Here is a 20,736-nt window from a genome sequence, read left to right as displayed (position 1 = left end):
AAGTCCAGACCGGCCGCCGGTTGACCGGCTGTGTCAGCGGCACCATCACAGAACGTCGCGAGTGTCATCAGTGGCCGCGGAGAAGTTTTCTTCGTGGGTCTGCTGGTACTCCTGCCACGCGTCGGCGTCCCAGATCTCCAGGTAGTCGACCGACCCGATCACCACGCATTCCTTGGACAGGTTTGCGTAGCGACGGTGATCCGCCGACAGGGTGATCCGACCCTGGCCGTCCGGACGCTGCTCGTCCGCGGCCGCGGCGAAAACCCGCAACTGCGCACGACGCTCCGGATGCGCCTTGGCCTCTTCGACCGCTTTGCGTGCACGTTCCTCGAACTCGTCCCGCGGGTACACGGCCAGGCTGTGATCTTGACTCTTCGTGACCATCAACCCTCCTGCCAGTACGTCGCGGAACTTGGCGGGCAGTGTGAGCCGCCCCTTGTCGTCGAGCTTGGGCGTGTAGGTACCCAGAAACATCTGGACACCTCCCGCCACCCGGTTCGGATCCCGAGGCGCTTGTGAGATCCAGGCCAGGCCTTCTGCCCTCCGAACGGGGTTCCGTTTCCCCGTTGGCCGCCACTTTACCCCACGATCCCCCACTTTGCTCCATTTAGTTGGGCAAGTTTGGGCGGTCCCCCCACCTGATCCCCCCAGAACTGCCCCCTGAGCGCAGCTCGGCGCCCCACCGAAGCCCACAGAAACAGAGAAACCGCAGGTGAAGAACCGCGGCGCGAAGGTGGGGGGTTGTGGGGCGGAATTCCCTGAGAATCTGCCGATCTCCCCCACACCGCCCCACCACCGGGAGCGGGGCACCTACTCCGGCGTGTCGCTGGGCCGCCGTCTGCACCCGACGCGGAGGCAGGAAAGCACACAAAAAAAGGGGGCAACCCCTTTACGGGCTGCCCCCTGACTCAGTCAGACGGTTCAGTCGTCGAACCGGCGCCGGAACCGGTCTTCCATCCGAGTGGTGAACGAGCCGCCGCCGCGCTGACGACGCTGCCGCGGCGCACTGCCGGAACCCTGGGCCGCACGCCCGGGACCGCCGGTCACGCGCGGGCCGGTGACGGCGAACACGACGCCGGCGAACATCGCGACGAAGCCGAACACCGACAACACCGGGAAACCACCGAGCCACAGCGATTTCACCGCGACACCGACTACCAACAACGCCAGGCCGAGGACGAACAACAACGCGCCCTGAAGCCTGCGCCGAGCCGATGGCGCGCGCAAGGTCCCACCACGAACGCTCGAGGCGAACTTGGGATCCTCGGCATACAGCGCGCTCTCGATCTGATCGAGCATGCGCTGCTCATGATCGGAGAGTGGCATTCGTCCCTCCTTGCCGACGCCGCCGTCGCTCTTCAAGATTTCACGTGCCCGCAATCACGGGCACCTAACCCTAATGATACGAGGTCGATCCGAGCCGTACCACCTTGTTCGTCGTCGATTGTAGGTCGTCGCGAGATAGCTCGGGTCGACGGGACCGACCGTCTGTCAACCGGATAATGCTGAAGATAATGAGTTAGGCAGGACACCGGACGGGCGAAAGGCGAAAGCATTGGCGACGTATCTCATCGATCTGTCGCCGGACGATATGAAGCGCCGGCTTCCCGAGGCTCTGCGCGTGTACGTCGACGCCATGCGCTACCCGCGCGGAACCGAGGAACAGCGCGCCGCCCTGTGGCTCGAACACACGCGGCGCGCAGGCTGGAAATGCGTGGCTGCCGTCGAGGCCCCCGAATCCACCAGGCCCGACAGCGCGGAACTGCTCGACGCTCCCCTGCTGGGAATCGCATACGGCTACAGCGGCGCGCCGGATCAGTGGTGGCAGCAACAAGTCATCTCCGGTCTGCAGCGGATGGGCACCAAGCCGGTGCACATCGCCGACCTGATGGCCAGCTACTTCGAACTCACCGAGCTGCACATCGAACCGCGCACCCAGGGGCAGGGCCTCGGCGAGGCTCTGACCAGGCGACTGTTGGCCGGGCGGGATGAATCTCACGTGCTGTTGTCCACCCCTGAGATCAACGGCGAGGCCAATCGGGCGTGGCGGTTGTACCGGCGGCTGGGATTCACCGACGTGATTCGCGGTTACCACTTCGCCGGCGACCCCCGGCCGTTCGCCATCCTCGGTCGCCCACTGCCGTTGTGAGATCTGGCACGATGACCAGCGTGCACGTCCGACCACCCAGCCGCCTGCCCAGACGTAGCCGACGAACCCGTCTGCTGACCCTGGTGATGTTGTTGCTGATCCTTCCCATGGCGGTGGGCTGCGTCCGGGTCCGCACGTCGATCACGGTCTCCCCCGACGACAGGGTGTCCGGTCAGATCATCGCCGCGGCCAAGCCGCGCGACTCCGACGACAAGGGCCCGCAGCTGCTGAACAACCTTCCGTTCGCCCCGAAGGTCGCCGTCTCGGAGTACAGCCGCGACGACTACGTCGGTTCCCAGGCCGTCTTCTCCGACCTCACGTTCGCCGAACTGCCCCAACTGGCCGGCATGAGCCGGGATGCCGCCGGCGTCGACATCTCCCTGCGCCGCGCGGGTGACCTGGTGATCCTGGAAGGCCGGGTGGACCTCACCTCTCTCAACGATCCGCAGGCCGACGTCCTGCTGACAGTGTCGTTCCCCGGCGAAGTGACATCCACCAACGGTGATCAGGTGAGTTCCTCGATCGTGGAATGGAAACTGCGACCGGGAATCGTCAGCACCATGAGCGCCCAGGCCCGCTACACCGATCCCAGTGCCCGGTCCTTCACCACCGCGACCATCTGGCTCATCGTCGGCGCGTTCCTGGTGGCCGGCGTGATCGGGAGCCTGGCCTGGATGAGCCGGGACACCTCCCCGAAACCGGGTGACCCGGTCACCGGCGGCGACTGACCGCCGTCCTCGCCCAGCAATCACCAGGCGGGCCTCACTTGGTACAAAACGCGTGACACGCTCTACGCTGAGTGCACTCTCCGGACACACCGTTGAACACAGAAAGGGGCGGGCGCTGAGCGTGCAAACATCGGCTCCGTCAACCGTCGAGCTGGCCGCAGCCGTCACCGACCAACTGCGCGACTATCTCCGTGAGCGCCGCCGCGACTGCGAGTACATCGGAACCGACTACGCCGAGCTGACCGAGGCCCTCGAAGAATTCGTGCTGCGCGGCGGCAAACGGATGCGCCCGGCCTTCGCCTACTGGGGCTGGCGCGCGGTGATCGACCCGGCCGACCGCCCCGCTGATCCCTATGTGCTGAGGTTGTTCGCCGCACTGGAACTGCTGCAGGCCTGCGCCCTGGTGCACGACGACGTCATCGACGATTCGGCCACCCGCCGTGGCCTGCCGACCGTGCACCGGGTGTTCGCCGACCGGCACCGCGAGCGCAATTGGCACGGCTCGTCGCGACAGTTCGGTTTGTCGGCGGCCATCCTGGCCGGCGACCTGGCGCTGTCCTGGGCCGACGACATCGTCGCGGCGGCCCCGATCCCCGCCGACGCACAGCAGCGCGTCCAGCAGGTCTGGCGTCACATCCGCACCGAAGTCCTCGGCGGTCAGTACCTCGACATCGTCGCGGAGGCCAGCCGCGCCGAATCGGTGGCCTCGGCGATGAACGTCAACACCTACAAGACCGCGTCCTACACCGTGGCCCGTCCGCTGCAGCTGGGTGCCGCCGCGGCCGCCGACCGGCCCGACGTGCAGCAGATCTTCCACCAGGTCGGCAACGATCTGGGGGTCGCCTTCCAGCTCCGCGACGACGTGCTCGGGGTGTTCGGCGACCCGGCGGTAACCGGAAAGCCCTCCGGTGACGACCTGCGATCCGGCAAGCGCACGGTGCTATTGGCCGAGGCACTCGAGCTCGCCGACAAGTCCGACCCCGCAGCCGCAGAGCTGCTGCGCACCTCGGTGGGCACCGAGCTGTCCGACGCCCAGGTGGGCGAACTGTGCCGGGCCATCGAATCAGTGGGCGCCCTCACCGCCGTCGAGGCGCACATCGAGCTGCTGACCAACCGCGCGCTGGACACCCTGGCCGCCGCCCCCATCCATCCCCAGGCAAAGACCGGCCTGGCCGAGATCGCCCGATTCTCGGCGAGCCGGTCGGCGTAGGAGCACGTCACAACGACATGACGACTCCCTCATGACAACTATGCCGACCGAGACCCCGAGAACCGGGGTTGCGCAACACATCTCACGCCTGGCTGCATTCGCGGTGTCCGCCGATGCCCGCCCGGCCCGGCTGGGTTTCCTGGGCGCGGCCGTACTGACCATCGGCGGCCTGGGCTCGGGCAGCACCCGGATACACGACCCGCTCCTTGAGTCGCTGCATCTGTCCTGGCTGCGATTCGGGCACGGCCTCGTGCTGTCCTCGATCCTGCTGTGGGTCGGCGTCGCCATGATGCTGATCGCCTGGCTCTGGCTGGGCCGGCGCGTGATCGACCGCACCGCCACCGTCTACACCATGGTGGCCACGACGGGTTTCTGGCTCGCGCCATTGCTGCTGAGTGTGCCGCTGTTCAGCCGTGACACCTACTCATACCTCGCCCAGGGCGCACTGTTGCGCGACGGCTTCGACCCGTACGTGGTGGGGCCGGTGGAGAATCCGAACGTCCTGCTGGACAACGTGAGCCCGATCTGGACAACGACCACCGCACCCTACGGACCGGCCTTCATCCTGGTCGCCAAGTTCGTCACGATGCTGGTCCGCGACGACGTCGTGGCCGGCACCATGTTGCTGCGGCTGTGCATGCTGCCCGGTCTGGTGTTGCTGATCTGGGCGACCCAGCGCGTCGCGCGGCACATCGGCGCGAGCCCCGCCGCTGCACTGTGGGTTTGCGTGCTCAACCCGCTGGTGATCATCCACCTGATGGGCGGCGTGCACAACGAGATGCTGATGGTCGGGCTCATGATGGCCGGCATCGCACTGACGTTCCGACAACACCCGGTCTGGGGTGTCGGCCTGATCGCCATGGCCGTCGCAGTCAAAGCAACCGCGGGACTTGCACTTCCGTTCATCGTTTGGGTGTGGGCACGGCAACTGCGCGACCGCCACGACCACTCACCGGTGCGGGCATTCGTCCTGGCCACCGCCGCCTCCATGGCGATCCTCGCCGCGGTGTTCGCGGTGATGTCGTGGCTCGCCGGTGTCGGCCTCGGCTGGCTCTCGGCCCTTGCTGCCGGCAACGTCAAGATCATCAACTGGCTCACGGTCCCCACGGCCGCCGCCAACCTGATCAACGCCGTCGGCGGCCTGATCTTCCCGGTCAACTTCTACGCCGTGCTCGAGGTCACCCGCATCATCGGCATCCTGACGATCGTGATCGCGCTGCCGCTGTTGTGGTGGCGCTACCGGCACACCGACCGTGAAGCCCTCACCGGAACCGCCCTGGCCATGGCTGTGGTCGTGTTGTTCGTCCCCGCTGCACTGCCCTGGTACTACACGTGGCCGCTGGCCGTGGCGGCCGCCCTGATCCAGACCCGACCGGCCATCGCGGTGGTTGCCGGGCTGTCCACCTGGATCATGGTGATGTGGAAACCCGATGGGGCCCACGGCATGTACTCGTGGGCACACGTCCTGCTGACCACGGCATGCGCAGTCGTGGCGTGGTATTCGCTGTACCGCGCACCCGAGCGGCCCACGGCTGAGCCGGCGGCCGAAAAAGAACCGTCAGTAACCTAACGCCTGCGCGCGACGCAGCACCTCGCGTGCCTGGTGGGAATGCAGGGCGTCGACCGGGCGGGCATTGGACACCTGCTCGGTGCGTCCGTCGGCGGTGATCGTCAGCGACTCGTCCGGGGTGAACAACCAGCGCACGATCTCGGTGTCGCGGTAACCACCGTCGCGCAGCACCACCAGAAGGCCGGGCAGATGCTTGACCACGTGGCCCTTGTCATCGAAGAAGATCTGCGGCACCACCATGACGCGGTCACGGCGCACGGCGATCAACTGGCCGTCGCGCAATTGTTGATGCACCTTGGTGACCGGGATGCCGAGCAAACCCGACACCGTCGGTAGGTCGTAGACGGGCTCGTCAGGGTCCAAGACATCATCGGCGACCGGAATGCTGCTCACCGCACTGATTCTAGGACCATGGCCGCAACTCGTAACATGTGTCCGGTGGAGCAGCAATCGGATCCACTCGTCGGCACCATGCTCGACGGGCGCTATCGCGTGGAGACCACCATCGCCACCGGTGGTATGTCCACGGTCTATCGCGGCCTCGACGTCCGCCTGGACCGCCCCGTGGCGCTGAAGGTGATGGACTCCCGCTACAGCGGCGACAGCCACTTCCTGACCAGGTTCGGGCGCGAGGCCAAGGCCGTGGCCCGGTTGAAGGATCCTGGGCTGGTCGCGGTCTACGACCAGGGCGGCGGAGGCTCCGGAACGTCCCACCAACCACCTTTCCTCGTCATGGAACTCATCGAGGGCGGCACGCTGCGCGAGCTGCTGGCCGAACGTGGCCCGATGCCCCCGCACGCGGTCGCCGCGGTGCTGGCTCCGGTGCTCGGCGGGCTCGCAGTCGCACACCGCGCCGGCCTCGTGCACCGCGACATCAAGCCCGAGAACGTCCTGATCTCCGACGACGGCGAGGTCAAGATCGCCGATTTCGGTCTGGTGCGCGCCGTCGCCGAGGCCAAGATCACCTCGACCAGCGTGATCCTGGGCACTGCGGCCTACCTGTCCCCCGAGCAGGTCAGTACCGGCGACGCCGATCCGCGCAGCGACGTGTACGCCGTCGGCATCCTCACCTACGAACTGCTCACGGGAGTCACCCCGTTCACTGGAGACTCGGCGCTCACCGTGGCCTACCAGCGCATGGACAACGATGTACCGGCGCCGAGCGGGGTGATCGCAGGGGTACCAACGCAATTCGACCAGTTCGTGCGCCGCGCCACGGCACGCGATCCGGGGCAGCGCTTCGCCGACGCCGACGAGATGCGGGCGGAATTGACCGAGATCGTCGATGACCTCGGGCTGCCGGCATTCCGGGTGCCCGCACCGCAACATTCGGCGCAGCACCTGGCCGCCACCCGCGTGCATGATCTCGGTGACGCCCACGCCGGTCGGGCGGAGAGCGCCACCGTCGTGACGGCCGCACCGCCGCCCCCGCCGCTGGCCCCACCGGTCGCCCCTGCACCGCGCCAGCCCACCCGGGAGATCACCCGCGACCAGCACGACTGGGCACCGATCCCGGCCGGCCCCGAAGACGCCGAATACTCTTTCGAAGCAGGGCAGTTCGCCGGCATCGAGATGAGCGAGTTCCAGTGGGCCCGGCAGCGCGCCAAACGGGCCCTGGCGTTCTGGGTGATCGCGGTCCTCACCCTGACGGGACTCGTGGCCGCCGCAGCATGGACGCTGGGCAGCCACGTCGGCGTCTTGTTATAGCCGGTCGACAGCCCGTATTCGCTAGCCGCGCAGCATCTCCGCGACCAGGAACGCCAACTCCAGACTCTGCTGGGTGTTGAGTCTCGGATCGCACGCGGTCTCGTAGCGGCCGGCCAGATCCGAATCGGAGATGTCCTGCGCCCCACCGAGGCACTCGGTGACGTTCTCACCGGTGATCTCGACGTGGATGCCTCCGGGGTGGGTGCCCAGGGTGTGGTGCACCTCGAAGAACCCCTGCACCTCGTCGACGATGCGGTCGAAGTGGCGGGTCTTGTACCCGGTCGACGACTCGTGGGTGTTGCCGTGCATCGGGTCGCACTGCCAAATGACCTGATGGCCCGTGGCCTGGACCTTCTCGATGATCGGCGGCAGCAGATCGCGCACCTTGTTGTTGCCCATGCGCGTCACCAGGGTCAGTCGGCCTGCCTCGTTGTTCGGATCCAGGCGCTCGACGTACTCGACAGCCATCTCCGGCGTGGTCGTCGGCCCCAGCTTGATCCCGATCGGGTTGGCGATCACCTCGGCCAGTGCCACATGGGCCCCGTCGAGCTGACGCGTGCGCTCACCGATCCAGAGGTAGTGCGCGGACTGGTTGTACAGCTTGCGCGGCCCGTCCGGGTTCTCCGCAGGATCGGCCAGCCGCAGCATCGCGCGCTCATAGTCGATCACCAGCGCCTCGTGGCTGGCGAAGATGTCGGCAGTCTGCAGGTTACGGTCGGCCACCCCGCAGGCAGACATGAACTTCAGGCCCCGGTCGATCTCCCCGGCCAACGCCTCGTACCGGGCGCCGGCGGGCGAGGTCCGGACGAACTCGCGGTTCCAGTTGTGCACCAGGTCCAACGACGCCAGCCCGGACGAGGTCAGCGCGCGCACCAGGTTCATCGCGGCGCTCGCATTGGCGTAGGCCCGCACCAACCGCGACGGATCATGCTCGCGCACCGCGGCATCCGGCGCGAAGCCGTTGATCATGTCACCTCGGTAGGACCTCAGGCCGAGCGCGTCCAGATCCGCCGACCGCGGCTTGGCGTACTGGCCGGCGATACGGGCCACCTTGACCACCGGCATGCTGGCGCCGTAGGTCAGCACCACCGCCATCTGCAGCAGGGTGCGGATGTTGGCCCGGATGTGAGGCTCGGTGTTGTCGACGAACGTCTCGGCGCAGTCGCCGCCCTGCAGCAGGAAGGCCTCGCCGCGGGCGACGTCGGCCAACAGGCCCTTGAGCTTCTCGATCTCCGAGGGCACGGTGACCGGAGGCACGCTCTCCAGCACGGTACGCATGGCCTTGGCCGCGTCCGGGTCCCAGCTGGGCTGCTGCACGGCCGGCTTGGCCAGCGCCGCATCGAGCCGTTGACGCAGCTCGTCGGTCAGCGGAGGCAGTGGTGGCAGCTGGTCGATGGGGATGTCGACGGTCCAGTTCACCCGTTCATGGTAGCCGCCGGTGAACGGCCGTTTTCAGGGCTTTGTCAGCCGGGTTGCCGCGCCGGCCTGAGCCCCTCACCCGTCATCAGCTGGAAACGGTGCAGATTGTGCCGTGCGTCGACGAGCGCGTCATGCGCATCGGTCGGTCGCGCCGGCATCCGCGGTGACCCACGCTCCTCCCAGAACTGCCGCAGCTCACGGGTGAACCGCGGCATCGCCGGAGGCAGGTCGGTCATCGGCCCCCACAGCTGACACAGCACCACGTGGTCATAGGCGCCCACCCAGGCCCACAGCTCGATCGGTTCATCACCGTCGATGTCGAAGAAATCCTCCAGCTCCGACCGGATCTGCCGCCGTGACCGCCACAGCTTCGACGACGGCGACGGCAGCTTGGGCAATACGTGTTTGCGCACCCACCGACCGGCCCGGTCCGGATTGAATTCCGTCGAGATCGCGTAGTACTCACGGCCGTCCTCGGCTGCCACGCCGATCGAGATCAGGTCGATGGTGTGACCGTCGTCGATGAACTCGGTGTCGTAGAAGTAGCGCATCAACCAATCCGTCCTGCCCGCTCGTCCGTCTTCGCCGCCGCGGTCGACACCGGTGCGGGGGCCGCGTGGATCTCGCGATCCAGTTGCGCATCGACGGTGGCATCGTCGGGGAACTTCGGCATCCCGGTGATCGCGTCCTGCAACCACAGCTTTGCCTGCACCACTGGCCGGCGCAGCCAGCGCTCCCGCTCCAGTGCACGGTGCATCTTGCGCGGATGTCCGGTGTAGCGCCAGCGCGCCCACGGTGCATGCGGCCGCGACAGCCGAACCGCCCCCACGAACAACAACGGGGTAATGAACATGCCCACCAATCCAGTCCACACCTTGCCTTTGAGCAGAACCACCACCGCCAGCAGCAGGGTCAGCACCGCCACCCCGACCACGAGCACGCGCATGGCCGCCGACTGGTCCTCGCGCCAGATACCGATATCAAAGAATGACAGCGGATTGAAACCTAGGATCAACAACCCGGCCACCGCGACCGCGGCGAACACCGCATCCACCGACGTGCGGCCGTCCTCGGCCCAGTACACGTCAGACAGATGCAGGATCAGTGCGAACTCGTCGAGTACCAGGGCCGCCCCGATTCCGAAGAACACCGCAGCCACCGTGAACTCGGGTACACCGCCGTTGACCGCGAGCGTCACCATCGTCACGCCCGACACCAGCACCAGCACGACGCCGATCACCATGTGGTGGATGTGTACCGAACCGTGTCCCATGTTGCGGGGCTGCCACCACCTGGGCGGCCGTTCGCTGCCGGCATTGCGGCGGATGTAACGCACCACGATGCGGGTCACGAAGAACGTCAGAATGAACGCCACCAGGCAGCACAGCAGCGGCAGGCGATCGCGCGTGAGGAATTCGAGGTGAACGGTCGCGTGCACGGACAGAGAACTTACGCCGACCTGCGCGCGTCGCGAGTGCGGATGCGCCCTCTTCGGGTTGCCCCCGATAGTCTGTTGAGGACATGAGTAAGCGGCAGTCGCCCGGCGGGGCTGGTTGGGCACCGACGATCGGGTGGCGGCTTTTTCAGTTGCTCACAGCAGCCGGGTTGATCCTGGTCGGCTGGAAGCTTCTGGGGCACGTGCCCTATCGCATCGACATCGACGTATATCGGATGGGCGGGCGGGCGTGGCTGGACAACCAGCCGCTGTACGCCGACGGCGCCATTTTCCACACGCAGGGCGGCCTCGACCTGCCGTTCACCTATCCCCCGCTCGCGGCGATCATGTTCGCCCCGTTCGCCTGGCTCTCGTTACCGGCGGCGAGCGTGGCGATCACAGCCACCACACTGGTGCTGCTGATCGTCTCGATGGTGATCGTGCTGACCCGGCTGAACGTCTGGCCCGACACGGCCATCACCTCCGAGCCAGCCTGGCTGCGGCGCTGCTGGCTGGCCGCCGCGCTCGTGGCGCCCGCGGTCATCTGGCTGGAGCCGATCCGGTCGAACTTCGAGTTCGGGCAGATCAACGTGGTGCTGATGACGCTCGTCGTCGCCGACTGCGTTCCGCGCCGCACGCCGTGGCCCCGCGGTGTGCTGCTGGGCTTGGCGATCGCGCTCAAACTCACCCCCGCGGTGTTCCTGCTGTACTTCCTGTTGCGCCGCGACGTCCACACGCTGCTGCGGACCGCCGCGGCTGCGGTGGTGGCGACGCTGGCCGGGTTTGTCCTGGCCTGGACGGACTCGATCGAGTACTGGACCGAGACGGTGCGCAACACCGACCGGATCGGTACGGCCACGCTCAACACCAACCAGAACATCGCAGGCACGCTGGCCCGGCTCGGCCTGTCCGAGGGTCCGCGGTTCGCCCTGTGGGTCGCGGCCTGCTTCGCGGTGTTGGCGCTGACGGTGTGGGCGGCCCGACGGGTCCTGCGCTCGGGCGCCGATGAGGCCCCGGTGGTCGCACTGATCTGCGTCGCCATGTTCGGGCTGGTGGTGTCGCCGGTGTCGTGGTCGCATCACTGGGTCTGGACCCTGCCGACCCTGTTGGTGACCGGTGTGCTCGCCTTCCGGATGCGCAAGATCCCCCTGGCCGCGCTGTCGCTGGCCCTGGTGACCCTGATCGGCCTCGCCCTGATGGTGTGGACGCCCATCGCATTGTTGACGCCCCACCACGAGACCGCCGCGTCGTTGATTCGGCAGCTGGCCGGTGACGCCTACCTGTGGTGGGCACTCGCGGTCATCGCGGTCATCGGCTTGGCCTGCACCGCCCGGGCGGGTCAGACCAGCGCCGAGCCCGCCGCCCCGCTGGTCCGGTTGACCGGGGGCGAAGCGGCCTAACCCGCTGCGGCGTGCGGAAGTCGCGACGCCGGCTTGGTGGTGTCGACCGGCTGACCGTTGGTCTGCTGAGCGCGCTCCTTGATGGCGGCGGCGTAGATGTCGACATACTCCTGACCGGAGAGGTCCATCAGGTCGTACATGACCTCGTCGATCACGGCGCGCTCGATGAAGCGGTTGCCTGCCAGGCCGTCGAACCGGCTGAAGTCCATGGGCTTGCCGAACCTGACCTCGACCCGGCCGAACCGCAGCCCTTTCGATCCCGGCGGGTTCACCACGTCGGTACCGACCATGGCCACCGGGATCACCGGCACGCCGGTCTCGAGGGCCAGCCGGGCCAGTCCGGTCTTGCCCTTGTACAGGCGGCCGTCGGGTGAGCGGGTGCCCTCGGGATACATGCCGAGCAGCTTGCCCTCGCCGAGGATCCGCGCGCCGGTGTTCAGTGCGGCCTGCGCCGAATCCGCGTCGGTGCGGTCGATCGGCACCTGGCCGACGACGGTGTAGAACCAGGCCAGGAACCGGCCCTTGATCCCGGTGCCGGTGAAGTACTCCTGCTTGGCCAGGAACGTGATGCGGCGGCTGACCACGAGCGGCAGGTAGAAGCTGTCCATCACCGCCAGGTGGTTACTGGCCAGGATGGCCGGACCGTCGGTCGGAACATGTTCCAGCCCAGCGATTTTCGGCCGGCCGAGGAGGGCCAGCAAGGGGCCCAACAGGATGTACTTGAACAGCCAATACCACATGGACCCTCCACCTTGTGCGCACCGCGCAATGCTCTGCGACAACTGTACCCAGGCCATGTTGTGGCTACCACATCAAGCCCTGAACGCCGGCTGAGTCTCAGCGGTACAGCAAACTGCTCAGTTTGCTCAATCTTCTACGGTGACCGGGATGTGCTGGTAGCGGCCCGGAGGCGGCGGGGGCGGGTTATCGTCGGGCGGCGGCGCGTCCGGCCCTCCGTCGGGTGACGGGCTACCTCCCTCGGCACCCCTATCTCCGTCGTCGTCGCGTTCATCATCGAGGACCGCCCGGATCACCGTCAGCAGCGCCACGCTGTGCTCGGCGATGACCGTCAGCAGCGGATGCTGCTCGCCGTTGACGACCGCAGCGAGCGCACACACCGGGCACCACACCTGCTGGCACTTGCCCGGGGCGCTGTCGGCCGACGCCGCGAAGTTGGCCGCTGCCAACCGCACCGCCGGATCCAGCCGGTCGAGGATTTCCTGCGCCAATTGCCGCAGCTCCGAACCCAGCTCGGGATGAGACCCCGTCATGCCGGCCACACCTCCGGGTTCGGACGAAAACGTACGGTCAGCTCGCCACCGCGCAGTTGGGCATCCGTCACGATGCACCGACGCAGGACGGAGGCCAACCGCACGCGGCGGCGCATGCCTGCGACGCCGATGATCAAGTCGTCATCGACGCGGCCCAGCGTGAGGCCGGCCGAATCGATCTGCGGCAACTCTAGCCGCAATCGGTACACCGCTTCGAGTCCAGACCCCGACTCCCGATCAACTATGGGCCGCAGCGGTCCCGGCGGCGGTGATCCGTCGCGCCGTCGCGCGCTGTCGATCAGCTCCCCCAGCGCCTTGGGACCGATCGGTTCGCCCGGCACGTGCGGTACGAGCACCAGTTGCACGTCGCCGATCGTGGCGTCGAGTTCGTCGAGCACGGTCTGCTGCTCGGCGATCCGCTCGCTGTACCAGTCGAAGGCGGGGTGTGCCGGAAGGTTCTGGTACTCGAACGAATCATCTTGTACCAAAATCTGATTGACGATGATCTCGCCCACCTCGACGCCCATCAGGGCAAGCGACCCCAGGGTCCGGGAGGCTTCGGCGGCCACCACCCGCTCCGGGGTGAGCACCAGATGCGCGCTCACCCGTGAACCGTCGGTGAGCAAGGTGCCGAGCCGGCGGATACCGGCATCCACCTGTTCGATCATGGCCACGACGGCCGCACTGACCGCGTCCGGTGAACCGGACAGCCTGCGGTGCCGCGGCCAGGCCCGCTCCAGATATAGGCCGAACGTCTCGGGCAGCGTCAGCATCCGCAGTGCATCAGCGGTCGAGGCGCAGTCCACGACCACATGATCCCAACGACCGGATTCGGCGAGCTCACCCACCTCGTGCAACCCGAGCACTTCCTGGATTCCCGGTAGCGCCGAAAGTTCCTCTGGGGCAACATCTCCCAGGTCCGACTCGGGGAACCGGGCCGCCAACGGACCGGCCGTAGAGGCCCAGCGCGCACCCAGCAGGGCCAGCGTGTCCAACGCGAGGGCGTCCAGTACACCGCCCACGCCGGTCAGTCCCGTGTCCAGATCACTGAGCACCCGGGTGGGCGCGCGCTCCCCGGTGGGAGCCAGCGCGATCCCGAGGACATCGCCGGTCGAATGCGCCTGGTCGGTGGACACGATCAGTACCCGCCGGCCGGCAGCGGCGTCGCGAACCGCGGTGGCTGTTGCCAGCGTCGACTTACCTACGCCGCCCTTGCCGACGAACAGGCTGATCCTCGCAGGAGAAGGTGTGCTCCCATCCGGCGAATTCACTCAGCCTCGGCTCGTTTCTTGAGGTCCTTGAGCGCCGTGTCGGTGAGCCTGCGCTCAGCCTTGCGCTTGAGCAACCCGATCATCGGGATGATGAGGTCGACCGACAACTCGTAGGTGACCTCCGTGCCGGATCCCTTGGGCGCCAAGCGGTATGCCCCCTCGAGCGACCGCAGTAACGAACTGGACACCAAGGACCAGGTCACCGAGGTGCGATCAGCGGGCCACACGTAGGCCAGCACCATCGTGTCCTTGAGCACCGCAGCGTCGAGCACCAATCTGGCGGTCTTGGGATTGCCCTGCGCGTCGGTCTCCAGGACCTCGGCTTCCTTGTACTCGGCGACCCATTGCGGATACGAGCCGATATCGGCGATGACGTCCATCACCGTCACCGGATCGGCGTCGATGTAGATGGTCTGTGTCGTCTTGTCGGCCACCGCATCGCCCTATCTCCCCGCACGCGGGGTTCCCCTACTTCCCCCGCCCCGCGGGGGTGCTCTGGCTCTCGCCGAGAAATCTACCCTCCCGCAGATAGACCCGGTCAAACACGCCAGACGTCAGGCCAGTCGGGACACCCCGACCGGGCGCGCCGACTCCAGCCGCTGCTTGATCCCGAAGGCCATCGCCTTGCCCGCCACGCGGCGCTGGTGGTTCATCTTTGCCAGATCCATATCGGCCAACTGCTTTGCCGTGGCGCCGGACGGTTCGGCGTGCAAGAAGTAATGCAGCACCACACCGTCCATCACCTCCTCCAGCCAGACCTCCATGGTGCCGGTCAACGCACCGGTCACATTCCAGCGGTGGCCCTTCTCGGCGCGGTCCTCGACGACCTTGAGCACCAGGTCGGGCCACCACCGCCGCCAGCTGGCGGGGTCGGCGACCGCGGCGCCCACGGCGACCGGATCGGCGCAGACGAATGTCTCGTCGGCGATCTGAATGCTGTTCATCGCGGACAAGCTTCACACATGCGTGATCGTCTGCCTACCGCGGCCGACTAGGCTGACGCGCAAAGCCGGTACCACAAGCCTGGAGGGCAAAGATCGTGCGTGAGTCAATGCGGGAGTACAGCGTGCCCGCGTCTTTCACCGTCGCCGAGCACGACAGCATCGTCGCTTCGGTATCCGCGCACGCGGCTGAGAGCCCTGACCACGTCATCTTCCGGCGCCTGGTCGACGGCGAGTGGACCGACGTGACCTGCGCCGAAGCAGCCGAACAGATCCGCTCGGTCGCCTTGGGCCTGATCGCCGAGGGTATCCAGGCCGGCGATCGCGTGGCGATCATCTCGGCCACCCGCTACGAGTGGCCGATCATCGACTTCGCGATCCTGTCGGTCGGTGCGGTCACCGTGCCGATCTACGAGACCTCCTCGGCCGAGCAGGTGCGGTTCGTCCTCGACAATTCCGCGGCCAAGATCATCTTCGCCGAGACCGATGCACACGCCGAGACCGTCGAACAGCTCCACGGCCAGCTGCCCGAGCTGCGCAAGGTGCTGCGGATCGACGGCACCGGGACCCCCGCGCTGGAGGCCATGGCCGAGGCCGGTAAGTCGGCTGACGCCGCCGAGCTCGACAAGCGACTGGCCGGCATCCGCTCGGCCGATCCGGCCACCCTGATCTACACCTCGGGCACCACCGGCCAGCCCAAGGGCTGCCAGCTGACCCACTCGAACCTGCTCTACGAGATCCGGGGCGCCAAGGCGTGCTTCCCCACCGAGCTGGCCCCGGGTGAGCGGATGCTCGTGTTCCTGCCGCTGGCACACGTGCTGGCCCGGGCCATCACCATCGCGGCCTTCACCAACAAGGTCACCCTCGGCTTCACCAGTGACATCAAGAACCTGGTCCCGACCTTCGGCGTGTTCAAGCCGACGCTCGTCGTCTCGGTGCCCCGCGTGTTCGAGAAGGTCTACAACACTGCCGAGCAGAACGCCCGCAACGACGGCAAGGGCAAGATCTTCGCGATTGCCGCCGACACCGCGATCGAGTGGAGCAAGGCCCAGGACGAAAAGGGCACAGCTGGTGCGTCCTTGTTCCTCCGCGCCAAGCATGCCCTGTTCGACAAGCTGGTCTACGGCAAGCTGCGGGCGGCCCTCGGCGGTGAATGCCGGGCGGCGATCTCCGGCGGCGCACCGCTGGGCGCTCGGCTGGGTCACTTCTATCGCGGTGTGGGGCTGAGCATCTACGAGGGCTACGGCCTCACCGAGACCAGCGCGGCCATCACCGTGAACCGGGTCAACGAACTCAAGGTCGGCTCGGTCGGCAAGCTGATGCCCGGCAACAGCATGCGTATCGCCGAGGACGGTGAGCTCCTGGTCAAGGGCGGCGTGGTGTTCAGCGGCTACTGGGGCAACGAAACCGAGACCAACGCCGTTTTTACCGACGGCTGGTTCCACACCGGCGACCTCGGCGCCATCGACGACGACGGCTTCCTGACCATCGTCGGGCGCAAGAAGGAAATCATCGTCACCGCCGGCGGCAAGAACGTCGCTCCCGCGCTGCTCGAGGACCGTCTGCGGGCCCATCCGTTGATCAGCCAGGCCATGGCCGTCGGCGATCAACAGCCGTTCATCGCCGCGCTCATCACCATCGACCCGGAGGCGTTCCCGGGTTGGAAGCAGCGCAACGGCAAGGACGCCGGCGCCTCGGTCGGCGATCTCGCCGACGATCCGGACCTGCTGGCCGAGATCGACCTGGCGGTCAAGGACGCCAATCAGGCGGTGTCGCATGCCGAGTCGATCCGCAAGTTCCGGATCTTGCCCGTCGACTTCACCGAGGACACCGGTGAGCTGACGCCGACGCTGAAGGTCAAGCGCAAGGTGGTGGCCGAGAAGTTCGCCACCGACATCGCGGCGCTGTACGGCTGAGGCGGGCTAAGGCTGAACCCGGTTCAGCCCGACAGCAGCCCGGTCAGCCGGGCGCCCTGCGAGCGCCACTGCCAGTTGTCGACGGCCCAGTGCCGCCCCGCCACACCCATCGCGGCGGCGCGGCCCGGGTCGGCCAGTAGGTCGGAAACGGCGGACGCCACGGCTCCAACATCATTGCCGTCCACGACGGTGCCCGTCTGGCCGTCCAGCACGGTTTCCGGTGCCCCGCCGGAGGTTCCGGCGACCACCGGCACGCCGCACGCCGAGGCCTCCAGGTAGACGATGCCCAGCCCCTCGACGTCCAGTCCCGCTCCGCGAGTACGGCACGGCATGGCGAAGACGTCGGCCATCGCATGGTGCGCGGGCAGTTCCGCACCCGGCACGGCACCGGTGAAGAGGACGTCGGCGGCCACATCGTGCGTGTGCACGAGTTGTCTGAGGGTCGGCAGATACGGTCCCCCGCCGACGATGACCAGGGCGGCGTCGGGGATGCGACGCCGGATCGCGGGCCAGGCGCGGATGAGCATGTCCTGGCCCTTCCGTGGCACCAGGCGGGACAGGCAGACCACCACCGGTCGTTGGCCCAGCCCGTACCGCGCGCGCAGCTCGGCCCGGGCCACCGGGTCGGGTACGAAGCGGTCGGTGTCGACTCCGGGCGACAGACGTTCCAACGCTGCGTGGGGACCGAACGCCGAGGCGAACCTGCTGCGGGTGTAGCGGCTGATGAACGTCACGACGTCGGCGTCATCTCCGATGCGGCGCAGGGCGCTCCGCGCCACCGGCAGCATCGACCAGCCGACCTCGTGGCCGTGGGTGCTTGCGACCACTCTGGTGGCTCCGGCGCGCCGGGCCAGCGGGCCCAGCAGCGCCAAGGGGGCGGCCGCCCCGAACCACACCGTCTCGATATCGTGCTCGGCGATCAACCGCTGCATGCGCGTCGCCACCATCGGCTCGGGAATCATCAGGGTGGTCGGGTGCCGCACCACCCGGTACCCGGCGGCCGCGTCGTAATCTGCGCAGCCCTTCCACTTCGGCGCATACACCGTCAGCTGGTGCGAACCGTCGCGGATCAACTCCCCGACGAAAGCCTCCAGGTATGACTGGATCCCGCCGCGTCGCGGTGGAAAGTCGTTGGTGACCAGCAAAACCCGCGTCATCGCGCTATCCCCGCCCGTTTGCCGTCCATCGGCGACAGGCTATCCGGTCAGCCAACGGTGCCAACCGGCAACTACGGCATCGAGGTCGGCGCCAAGGGTTTCCCGGAGCGCAGTGGCCACATCCGGGTGGCCGGGTTCGCAGGCACGCAGGTACAGCTCACGCAGCTTGCCGATGCCGTAGGCGTCCGCGACATAACGGCTGAACCACCATGCCCGGTCGTAGGCCAGACTGCGGGCAGCGCCGGGTGTGTCGAGATCGGCATCGGTGGGCAGCTGGGCAAGCTCGCCGGCTCGGGATGGACCGGGTACCGGCGCGGGTGGCCTTCCGACGTAGTCGGCCACTCCCTCGGTGAGCCAGCGAGGCGCGTCGGCCGCGGTCCGCGAGCGCGCCGCGTAATGGAACAGCTCATGGCGCAACACGATTCGTAACGCAGCCGGGCTCATGCCGGCAGCCCCGGGGGCGAACATGATCCGCTGCCTGGTGGTGGTCGCGGCGATGTCGGCGGCTCCGTCGGCCAGCACCCGGAACTGTTCATCGGAGCCTGCGACTGCGATCTCGATGTCGCGCGGCCAGTCCGGGCCCCAGAACGCCGTCACCGCATCAGCGGCCGCACCGAGTTCGGGGCCGAGACGGTCCAGCAGGGCCGAAGATTGCGGCCCCCCGAGGGCCAGCAGCAGAGCGGTGCGCCCGTCGGGCAGCACCATCGAGGTGACGGGCTCCGGCGGTACCGAGGCAGCAGGAGGCGGCGCAGCCGGCAGCGGCGGCGAGGGTGACGCGGACTGCCAGAGCAGCGCGGTCGCCAAAGCCAGCTCCACCAGCAGGACCGCTACCAGCAGACGCCTGCGGGCGTTCAGGGTGAAACCGCTGTCGGAATTCTCAGTACCGACGGACGTTGTAGATCGGCGCATTGTTGACCGGGGCGACCCTGACCGGGGTGCCATAGGTCGACGCGTGCACCATCATTCCGTCGCCGATGTAGATGCCCACGTGGGAGGCGTCGGAGTAGTAGGTCACCACATCACCCGGCTGCATCGAATCTGACGAGACGGGCTGACCGCCGCGGGCCATGGCCTGGCTCGAATGCGGCAGGGAAATGCCGGCGTGCTGGAACGCCCACATCACCAGACCAGAGCAGTCGAAGGAGCTGGGTCCGGCCGCGCCCCAGGAGTACGGCGAGCCGATGCGGCTCAGTGCCGCCTGGATGACAGTGCCGGAATGTCCGTCGCCGCCACCCGGGAGTGCGCCTTCCGGCGGGGCCACGTCACCGGGCGGAATGCCGTTCGGCGGATCGGCCAACACGGCGGGATCCTGCGCCGGCGGCAACGCCTCGGGGGCGGGCACCGGCGGGGCCGGCGGCAGGGCGTTCATCGCTTCCCGCTGGGCCGGGCTCAGGGCCTGGTACTGCGACTTCACGATCGCGATCTGTACCTGCAGCTGGCTTTGCTTGGATTGCAGGTCGGCGCGCACAGCGGCAGCCTGCTCGGCGGCGGTCTTGGCGTCGGCGGCCGATTTCGCCGATTCACGCTCGGCCACCGCGGCCTTCTCGCCCACCGAACGGAAGTTCTTCATCTGCGCCGACATCTCGGTCGCCATCACCCGCTGCACGGCGAGCTGCTCGATCAGCTGCTGCGGCGAGCCCGCCGTCAGGATCGCGTCGACGCCGGAGGTGCGGCCGCCCATGTACTGAGCCGCAGCTACTTTGTTGACCGAAGTCTGAAAGGTTGCCAGCTGCGACTTGGCCTCGTCGACGGTCGCGGCGTCTTCGGCGTGCTTGCGCTCCGCAGTCTCTTGCGCGGCAACCTTGTTGTTCAGGTCAAGCTGCGCCGAGTGCATGGCCTCGGTGGTCTGCTCCGCCTGACGGGACAACTCGTTGAGCTTTGCCATCGCATCGTCGGCGGGATCGGCCTGCGAACTCGCGGCCATCAATCCGGATATCAAGGCCAAGCTCGCTATGACACCTACAACGGGTCGCTTGAAACGACTTGTGGGCCGGTGCGCGCGCTCGTGCCTCAAGTTTTTGTCCTCACAACTGGCGATGGCGAGCCGCCTCGAACTGCTCTTAGGTCTCAGATAGGTTACGAAACGGCATCGGCCTTGTCCAACAGAAGCTGCAAATTTAACAGCCCACCCGGAATATTTTCCTGTGCACGAAGCGCTGCGTGTCGTCAGGCGACTCCAGATCTGCCGTTCCGGTGAATGGGCACGAGCCGCAGCCGCGGCGCAAGGCCCACGTCAGCGAGCACTTCCAGCGCCTGACGCTCGTCATCCAGCAAAGTTTCGGGAACCCCGAGCAGAACACTGACGACGCAGTCCTGGCAGCCGGGCCCGCGTACCGCGCAATCGTCGCAGTCGATGGTCACACTGCCGATGTCGGGCTCATGGGGGTAGGGCTCGTCGGCGTAGAACCAGTTGTCCTGGCGCACTCCGCTCATCTTGACCGTCCTCTCGATCGGTGTTGGGCGCACGCTATCGGGACGGACCGACAAGTAGCGGCGCGCCGATACGGGGCGACACGCGGACAGCCGGCCTCAGATTGTCGGGGGCAGTGCCTACCGTCATCG

The 20,736-nt window shown here is 67.4% G+C and carries 22 protein-coding genes; 7 read left to right on the top strand and 15 right to left on the bottom strand.

All coding sequences use genetic code 11. The features are described 5' to 3' along the window. Positions 1-45: 45 nt before the first annotated feature. Complete coding sequence (gene mraZ / locus AC4ELH_RS20850; protein ID WP_055115035.1) at positions 46-474, bottom strand: division/cell wall cluster transcriptional repressor MraZ; 429 nt, start codon at positions 472-474, stop codon at positions 46-48. A gap of 447 nt (positions 475-921) precedes the next feature. Next, positions 922-1,326: an SCO2097 family morphological protein gene (locus tag AC4ELH_RS20845; RefSeq protein ID WP_064883151.1), complete on the bottom strand. Its 405-nt coding sequence runs from the start codon at positions 1,324-1,326 to the stop codon at positions 922-924. A gap of 229 nt (positions 1,327-1,555) precedes the next feature. Between AC4ELH_RS20845 and AC4ELH_RS20840 the strand changes: the two genes are divergently transcribed. The 4 genes from AC4ELH_RS20840 to AC4ELH_RS20825 all read left to right on the top strand — a co-directional run bounded on the left by AC4ELH_RS20840 (position 1,556) and on the right by AC4ELH_RS20825 (position 5,657). Next, on the top strand, positions 1,556-2,149 hold the full coding sequence (locus AC4ELH_RS20840) for a GNAT family N-acetyltransferase (RefSeq protein WP_448443185.1): 594 nt from the start codon (positions 1,556-1,558) through the stop codon (positions 2,147-2,149). Positions 2,150-2,160: 11 nt separating this feature from the next. Beyond that, entirely contained in the window at positions 2,161-2,877 is a 717-nt protein-coding gene (locus AC4ELH_RS20835; protein WP_064959999.1) for an LppM family (lipo)protein, read from the top strand. 121 nt (positions 2,878-2,998) lie between these two features. After that, complete coding sequence (idsA2, locus tag AC4ELH_RS20830) at positions 2,999-4,087, top strand: bifunctional (2E,6E)-farnesyl/geranyl diphosphate synthase (protein ID WP_064959998.1); 1,089 nt, start codon at positions 2,999-3,001, stop codon at positions 4,085-4,087. A gap of 31 nt (positions 4,088-4,118) precedes the next feature. Beyond that, a complete protein-coding gene (locus AC4ELH_RS20825) occupies positions 4,119-5,657 on the top strand; it encodes an alpha-(1->6)-mannopyranosyltransferase A (RefSeq protein WP_448443188.1) in 1,539 nt (512 codons plus the stop codon). On the opposite strand, the gene AC4ELH_RS20820 is transcribed toward AC4ELH_RS20825, so the two are convergent. Continuing rightward, positions 5,646-6,050: an Rv2175c family DNA-binding protein gene (locus AC4ELH_RS20820; RefSeq protein WP_448443190.1), complete on the bottom strand. Its 405-nt coding sequence runs from the start codon at positions 6,048-6,050 to the stop codon at positions 5,646-5,648. The genes AC4ELH_RS20825 and AC4ELH_RS20820 overlap by 12 nt on opposite strands. A 36-nt stretch (positions 6,051-6,086) precedes the next feature. On the opposite strand from AC4ELH_RS20820, the gene AC4ELH_RS20815 reads away from it, so the two are divergent. Continuing rightward, positions 6,087-7,364, top strand: a complete 1,278-nt coding sequence (locus AC4ELH_RS20815; RefSeq protein ID WP_448443522.1) for a protein kinase domain-containing protein — start codon at positions 6,087-6,089, stop codon at positions 7,362-7,364. 21 nt (positions 7,365-7,385) lie between these two features. Here AC4ELH_RS20815 and AC4ELH_RS20810 read toward each other — a convergent pair whose 3' ends face one another. From AC4ELH_RS20810 to AC4ELH_RS20800, 3 genes are read right to left on the bottom strand one after another with little or no spacing between them, the layout of a single operon-like run. After that, the gene (locus AC4ELH_RS20810) at positions 7,386-8,783 is read right to left on the bottom strand and encodes a class II 3-deoxy-7-phosphoheptulonate synthase (RefSeq protein ID WP_064883110.1); all 1,398 of its coding nucleotides are present in this window, start codon (positions 8,781-8,783) and stop codon (positions 7,386-7,388) included. A gap of 44 nt (positions 8,784-8,827) precedes the next feature. Next, on the bottom strand, positions 8,828-9,334 hold the full coding sequence (locus tag AC4ELH_RS20805) for a polyadenylate-specific 3'-exoribonuclease AS (RefSeq protein ID WP_055115050.1): 507 nt from the start codon (positions 9,332-9,334) through the stop codon (positions 8,828-8,830). Then, positions 9,334-10,221 (bottom strand): hypothetical protein, encoded by an 888-nt coding sequence (locus AC4ELH_RS20800; protein ID WP_064883112.1) that lies wholly within the window; start codon positions 10,219-10,221, stop codon positions 9,334-9,336. The genes AC4ELH_RS20805 and AC4ELH_RS20800 overlap by 1 nt, the downstream gene beginning before the upstream one ends. Before the next feature lie 83 nt (positions 10,222-10,304). On the opposite strand from AC4ELH_RS20800, the gene AC4ELH_RS20795 reads away from it, so the two are divergent. Beyond that, positions 10,305-11,618, top strand: a complete 1,314-nt coding sequence (locus AC4ELH_RS20795; RefSeq protein WP_448443192.1) for a glycosyltransferase 87 family protein — start codon at positions 10,305-10,307, stop codon at positions 11,616-11,618. On the opposite strand, the gene AC4ELH_RS20790 is transcribed toward AC4ELH_RS20795, so the two are convergent. The 5 genes from AC4ELH_RS20790 to AC4ELH_RS20770 form a co-directional block, all read right to left on the bottom strand. Next, positions 11,615-12,358: a lysophospholipid acyltransferase family protein gene (locus tag AC4ELH_RS20790; RefSeq protein WP_498886360.1), complete on the bottom strand. Its 744-nt coding sequence runs from the start codon at positions 12,356-12,358 to the stop codon at positions 11,615-11,617. The two genes, AC4ELH_RS20795 and AC4ELH_RS20790, sit on opposite strands and share 4 nt — an antisense overlap. 126 nt (positions 12,359-12,484) lie before the next feature. Next, positions 12,485-12,889, bottom strand: coding sequence for a hypothetical protein (locus AC4ELH_RS20785; protein WP_064960024.1), 405 nt, complete (start codon positions 12,887-12,889; stop codon positions 12,485-12,487). Beyond that, positions 12,886-14,160, bottom strand: coding sequence for an ArsA family ATPase (locus AC4ELH_RS20780; protein ID WP_498886358.1), 1,275 nt, complete (start codon positions 14,158-14,160; stop codon positions 12,886-12,888). Before AC4ELH_RS20780 ends, AC4ELH_RS20785 begins: the two co-directional genes overlap by 4 nt. Continuing rightward, entirely contained in the window at positions 14,157-14,594 is a 438-nt protein-coding gene (locus AC4ELH_RS20775) for an SRPBCC family protein (RefSeq protein ID WP_064883117.1), read from the bottom strand. Before AC4ELH_RS20775 ends, AC4ELH_RS20780 begins: the two co-directional genes overlap by 4 nt. Before the next feature lie 120 nt (positions 14,595-14,714). After that, a complete protein-coding gene (locus AC4ELH_RS20770) occupies positions 14,715-15,104 on the bottom strand; it encodes a hypothetical protein (RefSeq protein WP_064883120.1) in 390 nt (129 codons plus the stop codon). 107 nt (positions 15,105-15,211) lie between these two features. Between AC4ELH_RS20770 and AC4ELH_RS20765 the strand changes: the two genes are divergently transcribed. Beyond that, positions 15,212-17,017 carry an AMP-dependent synthetase/ligase gene (locus tag AC4ELH_RS20765; RefSeq protein WP_498886396.1) on the top strand — a complete coding sequence of 602 codons (1,806 nt, stop codon included), beginning with the start codon at positions 15,212-15,214 and terminating at the stop codon, positions 17,015-17,017. A 23-nt stretch (positions 17,018-17,040) separates the two neighbouring features. Here the strand turns inward: AC4ELH_RS20765 and pimB are convergent, their stop codons facing one another. The 4 genes from pimB to AC4ELH_RS20745 all read right to left on the bottom strand — a co-directional run bounded on the left by pimB (position 17,041) and on the right by AC4ELH_RS20745 (position 20,607). Continuing rightward, positions 17,041-18,174 (bottom strand): GDP-mannose-dependent alpha-(1-6)-phosphatidylinositol monomannoside mannosyltransferase, encoded by a 1,134-nt coding sequence (gene pimB / locus AC4ELH_RS20760; protein ID WP_448443201.1) that lies wholly within the window; start codon positions 18,172-18,174, stop codon positions 17,041-17,043. Positions 18,175-18,213: 39 nt separating this feature from the next. Next, positions 18,214-19,083 carry a peptidase gene (locus AC4ELH_RS20755; protein WP_448443203.1) on the bottom strand — a complete coding sequence of 290 codons (870 nt, stop codon included), beginning with the start codon at positions 19,081-19,083 and terminating at the stop codon, positions 18,214-18,216. Further along, positions 19,052-20,188: a peptidoglycan hydrolase RipC gene (gene ripC, locus AC4ELH_RS20750; RefSeq protein WP_064883128.1), complete on the bottom strand. Its 1,137-nt coding sequence runs from the start codon at positions 20,186-20,188 to the stop codon at positions 19,052-19,054. Before ripC ends, AC4ELH_RS20755 begins: the two co-directional genes overlap by 32 nt. A gap of 152 nt (positions 20,189-20,340) precedes the next feature. After that, positions 20,341-20,607 (bottom strand): hypothetical protein, encoded by a 267-nt coding sequence (locus tag AC4ELH_RS20745; protein WP_064883131.1) that lies wholly within the window; start codon positions 20,605-20,607, stop codon positions 20,341-20,343. Positions 20,608-20,736: the final 129 nt, after the last annotated feature.

Source organism: Mycobacterium shunyiense (assembly GCF_058270075.1).
The sequence above is the reverse complement of the archived record's forward strand: the minus strand, read 5'-3'. Positions and strand labels throughout refer to the sequence as shown.

Excerpts from the sequence above, each read along its gene's own strand:
- mraZ (WP_055115035.1), bottom strand. The coding sequence starts at position 474 with ATGTTTCTGGGTACCTACACGCCCAAGCTCGACGACAAGGGGCGGCTC.
- AC4ELH_RS20845 (WP_064883151.1), bottom strand. The coding sequence starts at position 1,326 with ATGCCACTCTCCGATCATGAGCAGCGCATGCTCGATCAGATCGAGAGC.
- AC4ELH_RS20835 (WP_064959999.1), top strand. The coding sequence starts at position 2,161 with ATGACCAGCGTGCACGTCCGACCACCCAGCCGCCTGCCCAGACGTAGC.
- AC4ELH_RS20825 (WP_448443188.1), top strand. The coding sequence starts at position 4,119 with ATGACAACTATGCCGACCGAGACCCCGAGAACCGGGGTTGCGCAACAC.
- AC4ELH_RS20815 (WP_448443522.1), top strand. The coding sequence starts at position 6,087 with ATGTGTCCGGTGGAGCAGCAATCGGATCCACTCGTCGGCACCATGCTC.
- AC4ELH_RS20805 (WP_055115050.1), bottom strand. The coding sequence starts at position 9,334 with ATGCGCTACTTCTACGACACCGAGTTCATCGACGACGGTCACACCATC.
- AC4ELH_RS20795 (WP_448443192.1), top strand. The coding sequence starts at position 10,305 with ATGAGTAAGCGGCAGTCGCCCGGCGGGGCTGGTTGGGCACCGACGATC.
- AC4ELH_RS20790 (WP_498886360.1), bottom strand. The coding sequence starts at position 12,358 with ATGTGGTATTGGCTGTTCAAGTACATCCTGTTGGGCCCCTTGCTGGCC.
- AC4ELH_RS20785 (WP_064960024.1), bottom strand. The coding sequence starts at position 12,889 with ATGACGGGGTCTCATCCCGAGCTGGGTTCGGAGCTGCGGCAATTGGCG.
- AC4ELH_RS20770 (WP_064883120.1), bottom strand. The coding sequence starts at position 15,104 with ATGAACAGCATTCAGATCGCCGACGAGACATTCGTCTGCGCCGATCCG.
- AC4ELH_RS20765 (WP_498886396.1), top strand. The coding sequence starts at position 15,212 with ATGCGGGAGTACAGCGTGCCCGCGTCTTTCACCGTCGCCGAGCACGAC.
- pimB (WP_448443201.1), bottom strand. The coding sequence starts at position 18,174 with ATGACGCGGGTTTTGCTGGTCACCAACGACTTTCCACCGCGACGCGGC.
- AC4ELH_RS20755 (WP_448443203.1), bottom strand. The coding sequence starts at position 19,083 with ATGCGCCGATCTACAACGTCCGTCGGTACTGAGAATTCCGACAGCGGT.
- AC4ELH_RS20745 (WP_064883131.1), bottom strand. The coding sequence starts at position 20,607 with ATGAGCGGAGTGCGCCAGGACAACTGGTTCTACGCCGACGAGCCCTAC.